6 protein-coding genes are annotated in these 9872 nt (G+C 64.5%); 3 read left to right on the forward strand and 3 right to left on the reverse strand.

What is annotated here, in order from left to right; genetic code table 11:
* The 3 genes from WBH99_RS09135 to WBH99_RS09145 form a co-directional block, all read left to right on the forward strand.
* On the forward strand, positions 1 to 223 hold a 223-nt coding region (locus WBH99_RS09135; RefSeq protein ID WP_424219774.1), incomplete at its 5' end, for a hypothetical protein.
* A 127-nt stretch (positions 224 to 350) separates the two neighbouring features.
* On the forward strand, positions 351 to 1085 hold the full coding sequence (gene rlmB, locus WBH99_RS09140) for a 23S rRNA (guanosine(2251)-2'-O)-methyltransferase RlmB (RefSeq protein ID WP_424219775.1): 735 nt from the start codon (positions 351 to 353) through the stop codon (positions 1083 to 1085).
* Positions 1086 to 1130: 45 nt separating this feature from the next.
* Positions 1131 to 4286, forward strand: a complete 3156-nt coding sequence (locus WBH99_RS09145) for a DUF748 domain-containing protein (RefSeq protein WP_424219776.1) — start codon at positions 1131 to 1133, stop codon at positions 4284 to 4286.
* A gap of 144 nt (positions 4287 to 4430) precedes the next feature.
* Here the strand turns inward: WBH99_RS09145 and WBH99_RS09150 are convergent, their stop codons facing one another.
* Genes WBH99_RS09150 through WBH99_RS09160 form a run of 3 tightly spaced genes read right to left on the reverse strand, consistent with a single transcriptional unit; the run spans position 4431 to position 9735 of the window.
* Positions 4431 to 5102: a TetR family transcriptional regulator gene (locus tag WBH99_RS09150; protein WP_424219777.1), complete on the reverse strand. Its 672-nt coding sequence runs from the start codon at positions 5100 to 5102 to the stop codon at positions 4431 to 4433.
* Between the two features lie 3 nt (positions 5103 to 5105).
* A complete protein-coding gene (locus WBH99_RS09155; protein ID WP_424219778.1) occupies positions 5106 to 6608 on the reverse strand; it encodes an efflux transporter outer membrane subunit in 1503 nt (500 codons plus the stop codon).
* Positions 6601 to 9735 (reverse strand): efflux RND transporter permease subunit, encoded by a 3135-nt coding sequence (locus WBH99_RS09160; RefSeq protein WP_424219779.1) that lies wholly within the window; start codon positions 9733 to 9735, stop codon positions 6601 to 6603. Before WBH99_RS09160 ends, WBH99_RS09155 begins: the two co-directional genes overlap by 8 nt.
* Positions 9736 to 9872: the final 137 nt, after the last annotated feature.

The following is a 9872-nucleotide window of genomic DNA, read 5'->3' on the forward strand; positions in this document are numbered from 1 at the left end:
CGCCAAGCCGGGCAAGAAGAGCGCTTCCCAGCGGGCCGCCGGGGCAGTGGGTGACTTCATGGGCAAGATGGCCGGCAAGATTGGCAAGGCCGTGGATCAGGCCTCGGCCGGCATCAAGGCCTCGAAGGCAAAATCCAGGGCCAGGTCGGAGGCTAAGTCGGAAGCCAGGTCGGAAGCCAAAGCCGCTGCCAAATCGAAAGCCAGGGCCGGCAAGAAGAAGTAAGCGCCGCAGGCCTGTCCTGCGTTGCCGGGCAGCCGGAGTTCAAGCCGGGGTTCATCGAGCGTCTGGATGGCCCCGGTTTTCATGGCATAGACGGTAGAATCGGCTTTTGTCCGTTGTGAGAATGTCCATGTCTGCTGCCCGCCTGATCTTCGGTTTCCACGCCGTCATCGCCAAGCTGCGCCACGATCCTGACGCGGTGAAGGAAGTGCTTCTGGATGGGAGCCGGCACGACAAGCGGGCTCAGGACCTGATCGCTCACGCCGAACTCAAGGGCGTGAAGCTGACGCTGGCCGATGGCAAGCGCCTGGATGCGATGTTGCCCGGTGCCCGGCATCAAGGGGTGGTGGCCCGGGTCGAAGGCGGGCGCAAGGTGCTGCATCTCGATGATGTGCTCGATACCCTGGAAGAACCCGCCTTCCTGCTGGTGCTGGACGGCATCACCGACCCGCGCAATCTGGGTGCCTGCCTGCGGGTTGCCGATGCGGCCGGCGCCCATGCGGTGATCGCCCCCAAGGACCGGGCCGTCGGCCTCACCGAGGTGGCAGCCAAGACCGCCAGCGGCGCGGCCGAGACCGTGCCCTACCTGATGGTGACCAACCTGGCGCGCACCCTGCGCGAATTGAAGGAGCGCGACATCGAGGTGATCGGCACCGCCGGCGAAGCCGGGCAGGATCTCTACCAGGCGAGTTGGCCGGCCGCCACCGCCTGGGTGCTGGGAGCGGAAGGGGAGGGCATGCGCCGCCTCACCCGGGAAACCTGCGATCAGCTGGTGCGGATTCCCATGTTCGGCTCCGTGGAGAGCCTGAACGTCTCCGTCGCCGCCGGAATCTGCCTCTTCGAAGCCCGCCGCCGGCTGATCTGAGTGTCGCCGTGTCAATCATTCATTCCGTTTTTCAGAGGCATTTTCATGGACAGTCAAGCTTCCGGACCTGACGCCTGCCCGACCTCCTTGCGTCAGAAACTGCAAACCCGGGGCCAGGCGGTATGGCGCTCTCCCCGGGTACGCAAGAGGGGGCTGATTTTCGTGGGGCTGCTGGCCCTGTCTGGCCTGCTGGCTTACCTGTGGCTGCCCAGCTTTTTGCACGCCAAGCTGGAGCAGGTTCTGGCCGGGCAACTGGAGCGCCCGGTCACCCTCGGCAAGGTCGAGGTGCAGCCCTTTCGCCTTGAAGTCACCGTGCGGGATTTGCGCATCGGCAACCGGGAGGGCGATCAGCCCCTGGCCGGCTTTGGCGCCTTGACGGTCAATGTCAGTTCCGCCTCCCTCTGGCAGCTGGCGCTCGTTTTCGATGCGCTGCGGCTGGAACGGCCTTATGTCCATCTGGTGCGTCAGGCCGATGGCCGGACCAATGTTTCCGACCTGATCGAAAAGTTCGCCAGCACTGACGAAGAAAAGCAGCCAACGCCCGCGTTCGCGATCAACAACCTGGAAATCAGCGCGGGCCGCTTCACCCTGGACGACAAGGCGAATGGCAGCCGGCATGAGATTGCCGACCTCCATCTCGGAGTGCCGCGGCTGGCCTCCTTTCCGGGCGAGGTCGAGCGCCTGGTGCAACCCCATTTTTCCGCCACCCTGGATGGCGCGCCGATCAATGTCGCCGGGGAGGTGCGGCCCTTTTCCGAGCCGCGTGATGGGCGTCTGAAGCTCAAGGTGGAAGGGCTGGATCTGGCGCGCCTGGCCGCCTTTTCGCCGGTGCGCCTGCCCGTGCAACTGAAGTCCGCCAAGCTCGATGGCGATTTGCTGCTGGATTTCAGAAACGGTTCCAATGATGACAAGCTCGCCTTGTACGGCCAGCTCGGCCTGCGGCAGGTGCAGGCCCGTATCGCCAGGCTCGATGCCCGGCTTGGACGGCTGGACTTCAAACTGGAGGCGCCGGACCTGCTCCACGCCCCGATCCGTCTGGACACCCTCAAACTCGAACAGCTGGCTTTGCAGCGCCAGGGAGAAGCGCAAGCCTTTTTCAGTCTGGCCGGGATGAAGATCGACCGGCTCAGCCTCGATACCGGCAAGCGGCAACTGGGCGTCGGCACTCTGGGACTTGATCGGCTCGATTTGAAACTCGTCCGCAACAGCCCCGACAGCCTGGATGTGCTCGACACCATGAGTCAGATCCAGGCCAGTCTGGTCCCGGAAAACGGCCCGTCCGCCGCGCCCGCCGCCCCGGCCTGGCGCTGGACGGTGGCTGGGGTGAAGCTGAGCCAGGCGAAACTGGAGTTCATCGACCAGACCGTGGACAATCCCGTCCCCCTGCGCTTGCATGGCCTGGATCTGGACGTGGGCGCCCTTGCCTCGCAGGGTGGCGCAGCGATCCACCTGGAACTGGGCGGCAAGGTCAATGAAAACGGCAGCCTGGCGGTTGCCGGCCAGATCAATCCGGAGATTCCGTCCGGCGAATTGACGCTGGACATCAGCAGCCTCGACCTGGTGCCGCTGCAAGGCTGGATGCCGCACCACTTCAATCTGGTGCTCAGCAGGGGCGCGGCTTCGGCCAGGGGCCAGATCAAGTTTGGCGGGGCGCCGTTCAATGTGAGCTATCAGGGGCAAGGGCGTCTGGCCGATCTATCCCTGCTCGACAAAGAGACCAGCCGGTCCCTGCTGCGCTGGCAGAACCTCGACCTGACCGGGCTCGACTTCGATACCGAACCCCTGAAAGTGAAGCTGGAAGATGCGGCCCTGACCCGTTTCTTTGCCCGGCTGATGGTGACGCCCCAGGGGCGTTTTCATCTGGGTCAGTTGATGGGAAATGAGGCCGGGCCTCCCAAAGCGGCTGCCCCGGCCAGCCCCTCTCAGGTGTCCAGCGCGCCGCTGCCGGGCGAAGCGCCGGTCAGCCATGCTACCGCCCCCGCCGAGCAGGTCGCCGCGCTGCCGGCACGCAGCGCCCCGCTGCCCGTGCGCATCGGCCGCATCCGGCTCGAGGGTGGCACGGTGTTGTTCAATGACCTGTTCATCAAGCCCAGCTACAAAGCCAATCTCACCGGCCTTACCGGCCAGATCGGCCCCCTGGCGGCAGGAGAGCGGGGCAAGCTGAAGATCGAGGGCAAGGTGGACAAGACCGCGCCGCTCATGATTACCGGCGAACTGGAGCCGTTCAGCAAGGAGCTGTTTCTCGACATCAAGGCCCAGGCGCGCGGCATCGACATGCCCTCCTTCAGCCCCTATTCCGGCCGTTACATGGGCTACCTGATCCAGAAGGGCAAGCTCTCGGCGGATGTGAGCTACCATATCGAGAACGGCCTGCTGGAAGCCGGCAACCACCTCTTCCTGGACCAGTTCACCCTGGGCGAGCCGGTGGACAGCCCGGATGCCCTGGCGATCCCGATCAAGATGGGCCTTGCCCTGCTGAAGAACTCCCGGGGCGAGATCGAGATCGACCTGCCCATCAGCGGTTCCATCAATGATCCCCAGTTCAGCATCGGCGGCATCCTTTTGAAGGCGATCATGAGCCTGCTGGTGAAAGCGGTGACCTCGCCCTTCACCCTGCTCGGTTCCCTGTTTGGCGGTGGCGAAGAACTTTCCCATGTGGAATTTGACCCCGGCCTCAGCGCCCTCAGCCCCGAGGCGGAAAAACGACTCCAGGCCCTGAGCAAGGCCTTGATCGACCGTCCCGCCCTGACCCTGGAAGTAACCGGCATGGCCGACCCGGTGGCCGACTCCGAAGGCTATCGCCGAGTGCTGCTGGCGCGCCAGGTAAAGGCAAAGAAGGTGGCCGCCGATGTCGCCCAGGGCAAATCCGCGGCCCGGATCGGCGAGCTGACCCTGACACCCCAGGAATACGAAAAGTACCTGACCCAGCTCTATAAGGAAGCCAAGTTCGACAAACCCAGGAACATGATCGGCCTCACCAAAAGCCTGCCGGTCCATGAAATGGAAACCCTGCTGGTGACCCACATGGAGCTGGATGAAAGCGCCTTCAACGACCTGGCCGCCCGGCGCGGCAAGTTGGTGCGCGACTGGCTGGTGGAACAGGGCCAGGTGCCCTCCGAGCGGATCTTTGTCATGGCCCCGGAGGTGGGCAAAGGCGATCCTGCCAGCCCGGCCAACCGGGTAGCCTTCAGCCTGCGCTGAGCGGCGGCGGACAAGGCCTTGCTGCCCTAGCGCCTTGAGCCGATGCAGCTACTCAGCCCAGGCCCCGGCGCAACAAGGCGATTGCGGATGGTGTAGCGGATTTTGCGGATGGTGTCGCACCGCTTGAGCGCCTGATGTCGTGCGTCAGACGGGCGTGGGTTTCCGGCGCTCCGCCCCGAGCGTAGGGGCTGGGGTGGGCCGAGCCGTTCCCATGCCGCGCAGATAGGTGTCCAGCAAGGGAGCGGCGTAGGTTTCCAGGGGAAACATGTCGAGGTTCTTGGTCCAGTTGAAGGCCAGGCCATCCACCATGGCCATGAAGCCGATGGTGGCCTGATGGGGCGTGAGGCAGGGGTTCAACTGGCCTTTTTCCTGGGCCAGGGTCATGGCCTGTTCGATGATGTCGATGTGGTTCTCGCCCTCTTCCAGGTACTTCTGTCGCAAGCGGGCCATCTCGCCGATGTATTCGCACTTGTGCCAGAAGATTTCGAACACCTTGCGAAAGTTGGAATCCTCGCGGAGCCTGGTCAGAAATTCGAGGGTCGAAGCCCGCAAAAAACCCAGGGGGTCCTGCTCCATCAGCTGCTGGCGTTGTTCGCTTTTCAGGAGCAGGGGGCAGAACAGGCGTTCGAGCATGGCATTGAAGAGATCCACCTTGTTCTCGAAGTGCCAGTAGATGGCGCCCCGGGTGACTCCGGCTTCCTTGGCGATGTCGTTCAAGGAAGTCTTCGAGACGCCCTGGCGGCCAAACACATTCATGGCTGCATCGAGGATGTGGTGGCGGGTGACCTGAGCATCTTGCTTGGTTTTTCTGGCCATTACTTACTCGACGGCTTCCGGCCGCCAGCCGCCGCCCAGGGCCTTGAACAGGTCGACGGCGGCAGAGAGGCTGTTCTTGTGGCCGGCCAGGTAGAGCATCTGGGCGCTGTTGAGGCTGCGCTGGCTGTCCAGGACTTCCATGAAGCCGCTGTAGCCGGCCTCGTAGCGGGTCTGGGCGAGCTTGAGGGAGCGCTGGGCGGTATCCACCTGAGTGGCCAGGGCGATTTCCTCCTCGCTGTACTCCTTGAGGCGGATCAGGGCGTCGCTGACTTCCTTGAAGGCGGTCTGCAAGGTCTTCTGGTAGTTGGCAACGGCTTCCTTCTGGGCTGCCGTGGCCTGATCGACCCGGGCGCCGGTACGGCCCCCGTCGAAGATCGGCATGGCCAGGGCGGCGCCGTAGGACCAGATCGAGGCGCTGCTGGAAAACAGGTTGGAGAGGGAAGCGCTTTCGCTGCCCAGCAGACCCGTGAGGCTGATGGTGGGGAAGAAGGCGGACCGGGCCATGCCGATGCGGGCATTGGCGGCCACCAGTTGTTCCTCGGCCTGGCGCACGTCGGGCCGGACTTCGAGCAGGGACGAGGGCAGGCCCACGGGCGGCATCGGCGGCATCGGCAGCCGGGCGAAGTCCCCCGGCACGAGTTTCAGGCCGGGTTTGCCGGTCAACAGCGCAAGTTGCGTCTCGCCCACGCCCCGCTCGCGGCGCAGCTGGTTCACCTGGGCCTGGGCGGCGGCCACGGCGGATTCGGCCTGGGCCAGATCCAGCGCCGAGGCCGTGCCGGCATCGAGGCGCGCCCGGACGATCTTCAGGGTCTGTTCCCGGCTTTGCAGGGTTTCCCGGGTGGTCTGCAACTGGGCATCCAGGCTCAGAAGGCTCAGGTAGGTGTTGGCCACCTGGCTGGAAAGGCTGATGCGCAGGGCATCCCGGCCAAACTGGCTGGACAGGGCCATGGCCCGGGCGGCTTCGTTGCTGCGCCGGATACGGCCCCAGAGGTCGAGCTCGTAGTTGATGCCCAGGGCCATGCGCCGGTCGTTGGCGGTCACGGACCCTCCGGTGTTCTGGCCGGCCACGGTCTCGCCGCTGCTGCGGTTGCGGCTGGAGCTGCCGGAGAGGTCGACGGCGGGGAAAAACTCCGCCCGGGCTTCGCGGGCGGCCGCCTCGGCGGCTTCCATCCGGGCCACGGCGGCCTGTAGATCCTGGTTGTTCTCCAGGGCCTGGGCCACCAGTTCATCTAGCATCGGGTCGGAAAAGAGCTTCCACCAGTCGGGATTGACGGCGGGATTGGCCGAAACCGTGGCGTCGGCCGCGGGATTGGCTGCGGGATTGGCTGCGGGATTGGCTGCAGGGCTGGCTGCAGGGCTGGCTGCAGGACTGGCCGTGGGCGCATCCCGGTACTGCTCGGGCAGGCTGGAACCGGGGCGCAGGAAATCCGGGCCCAGGGCACAGCCGGAGAGCAGCAGGGCGGTGCCGAGGGAGAGCGCCAGGGGGTTCATGGAAGGCTTAGTCATGCGGGTTTTCCTCCTTGACATGGTGGTCGACGGCGCCTGCCGGAAGGGGCTGTTTGCCCCGTTCGAGCCACTTGAAGAAGATGGGAATGAACAAGGGGGCGATGAAGGTGGCGGCGATCATGCCGCCAAACACGCCGGTCCCCATGGACTGGCGCGCCGCCGCGCCGGCGCCGGTGGCCTTGACCAGCGGTACGACGCCGAGCACGAAGGCGAGCGAGGTCATGACGATGGGCCGAAAGCGCAGCCGCGCCGCTTCGAGGGCGGCATCGACCACATTCATGCCTTCGGCGTACTTTTGCGCCGCAAATTCCACGATCAGGATGGCGTTTTTGGAGGCCAGGCCAATCAGCACGACGATGCCGATCTGGAAGTAGATGTCGTTGGGCATGCCGCGGATCCAGATGGCGGTAAACGCCCCCATCAGGGCAAAGGGCACGGCCATGATCACGGCAAGTGGCAACGACCATTTTTCGTACTGGGCGGCGAGGATCAGGAACACCATGACGATGGCAAGGATGAAGGCCGAGGACGAGGAGCCGGAGGACTTCTTTTCTTCGAAGGCCTGGCCGGTCCAGGCGATCTCGTAGCCGGCGGGCAGGGTGGCGGCGGCCACCTTTTCGACCAGATCGATGGCGTCGCCGGAGCTTACATCGGGCCTGGAATCGCCCATGACCTTGGCGGCCAGAAAGCCGTTGAAGCGTTCCACCTGTTCCGGGCCGACCACCCGTTTCACCGTACTCACGGCAGAAATCGGGATCATGGCGCCGCTGCCGGCCCGCACATAGACCTTGCCCAGATCCTCGGGCTTCATGCGGTAGCCGGATTCGGCCTGCAGCTGCACCCGGTACACCTTGCTGCCCAGGTTGAAGTCATTGACATAAAGGGCGCCCATGGTGCTTTGCAAGGTGGCGTAGAGGTCGGCGATGGGGATTCCCAGGGAGATGGCCTTGGGTTCATCCACTTCCACGAACAGCTGCGGTACCGTGGGCCGGTAGAAGGTGGAGATGCGGGTGAATTCCGGATGTTTTTGCAGTTCGGCCATGAACTGCTGCACCACCTCGTTCAGGTTTTTGGCATCGCCATCGACCCGGTTCTGCACATAGACCTCGAAGCCCCCGGCGGTGCCCAGGCCCCGGATCGGGGGAGGGTTGAACACCAGGCCCAGGCCGTCGGGCTGCATCATGCCGATGCCCATGAACTTGCCGGCCAGTTCCTGGGCCTTGGCCTTTCGTTCCTTCCAGTCCTTCAAGGGGATGAAGAGGGTGCCGGCGTTGGGTTTGTTGCCACCGCCGATCAGGTCGAAGCCGGACACCACGAAGGTGTAGGCCACCGCCGGGTCATTGGCGATGGGCTGGCGCATGCTCTCACCCATGGCGGCGGTGCGCTTCAGGGTGGCGGCATCGGGCAGCATCAGGGCCGAAATCAGGTAGCCCTGGTCTTCCGCCGGCACGAAGCTGGCCGGCGCGGTGCGTGCCAGCAGCAGGGTCACGCCGATCACTGTCGCGAAGATCAGGGCGCCGATGATGCCGCGCTTCAGGATGAAGGTCACCGTGGAGGTATAGGAGCCGGTAAAGCGTTCGAACAAGCGGTTGAAGGGAGCAAACAGCTTCGATTCCTCGTGCTTGGACTTTAGCAGCAGGGCGCACAGGGCCGGCGACAGGGTCAGGGCGACGACGCCGGAAATCACCACGGACACGGCCACGGTGACGGCGAACTGTTTGTAGAGCTGGCCGGCGATGCCACCCAGGAAGGCGACGGGGATGAACACCGCGCAGAGCACCAGCACGATCGCCACCAGGGCGCCGGAGACTTCCTGCATGGCTTTCACGGCGGCGTGGTAGGGGGAGAGCTTTTCCTCTTCCATCAGCCGTTCGACGTTCTCCAGCACCACGATGGCATCGTCCACCACGATCCCGATGGCCAGCACCATGGCAAACAGGGTCAAGGTGTTGATGGAAAAGCCAAACAGCCACAAGCCGGCAAAGGTGCCGATCAGGGAGATGGGCACGGCGATCATGGGAATCAGGGTGGCGCGCCAGCTCTGCAGGAACAGGTAAACCACGGCGATCACCAGCAGGCCGGCTTCGATCAGGGTGCTGACCACTTCATCGATGGAGGCAGAGACGAAGCGGGTGGTGTCGAAGGGAATGATGTAGTCCATGCCCTCGGGGAATTTCTTCTTGAGCTCATCCATCTTGTCGATGACGAGATCGGCGACTTCCAGGGCGTTGGCGCCGGTTTGCAGGAATACCCCCATGCCGATGGTGGGCTGGCCGTTCAGGGTCACGCTCTGGTCGTAGTTGTAGGCGCCCAGTTCGACGCGGGCCACGTCCTTGACGCGCAGCACCCCGCCCGGACCGCTGGCGCGCACGATGATGTTGCCGAATTCTTCCGGCGTCAGCAGGCGGCCCTTGGCGGTCACCGTATAGACCAGTTGCTGGTCGGAGGGGGCCGGTTCCTGGCCGATCTTGCCCGCCGCATTCTGGGCGTTCTGGGCCTGGATGGCGCGGGCGATGTCGCTCGTGGTGAGGCCCAGTTGCGCCATCCGGTCCGGCTTGAGCCAGATCCGCATCGAGTAGTCCAGGGCGCCGAAGACGATCACGTCGCCGACCCCCTTGACCCGCTTGAGTTCATCCACGATGTTGATGCTGGCGTAGTTGGAGAGGTACAGGTTGTTGTAGCGCCCCCCTTCGGATTTCAGGGATACGATCTGGAGGATGTCGGTGGAACGCTTCTGGACGATCACCCCGTTACGGCGCACTTCTTCCGGGAGCCGGGCTTCGGCCGCCTTGACCCGGTTGTTGACGTTCATGGAGGCGGTGTCCACGTTCGTGCCGACATCGAAGGTGGCCGTGATGCTGACCGAGCCATTGGCCGAGGCGGAAGAATTGAAGTAGGAGAGCCCCTCCACCCCGTTCAACTGCTCCTCGATGGGCGCCGCTACCGTCTTGGCCAGGGTTTCCGCCGACGCTCCGGGGTAGGAGGCGGAAATCATGACCGTCGGCGGCGCGATTTCCGGATACTGGGCGACGGGCAGCACCTGGGAGGCCACCAGGCCGGCGATGACGATGACGATGGAAATGACCGAGGAAAAGATCGGCCGGTCGATGAAGAATTTTGATGACATGGCAGTTCCTCAGCCTTGCTTGGCCGGTGCGGCTTCGGTCTTGGCAGGGGCTTCCTGGGCCGGGGCTGCGCCTGGCTTGCCGCCTGGCGCGCCAGCGGGGCCGCCGGGGGCAGCGCCTGGTGCATGGGGTGCCACGG

Source organism: Azovibrio sp. (genome assembly GCF_049658005.1).
In the GTDB taxonomy this organism is placed as follows: Bacteria; Pseudomonadota; Gammaproteobacteria; order Burkholderiales; family Rhodocyclaceae; genus Azovibrio.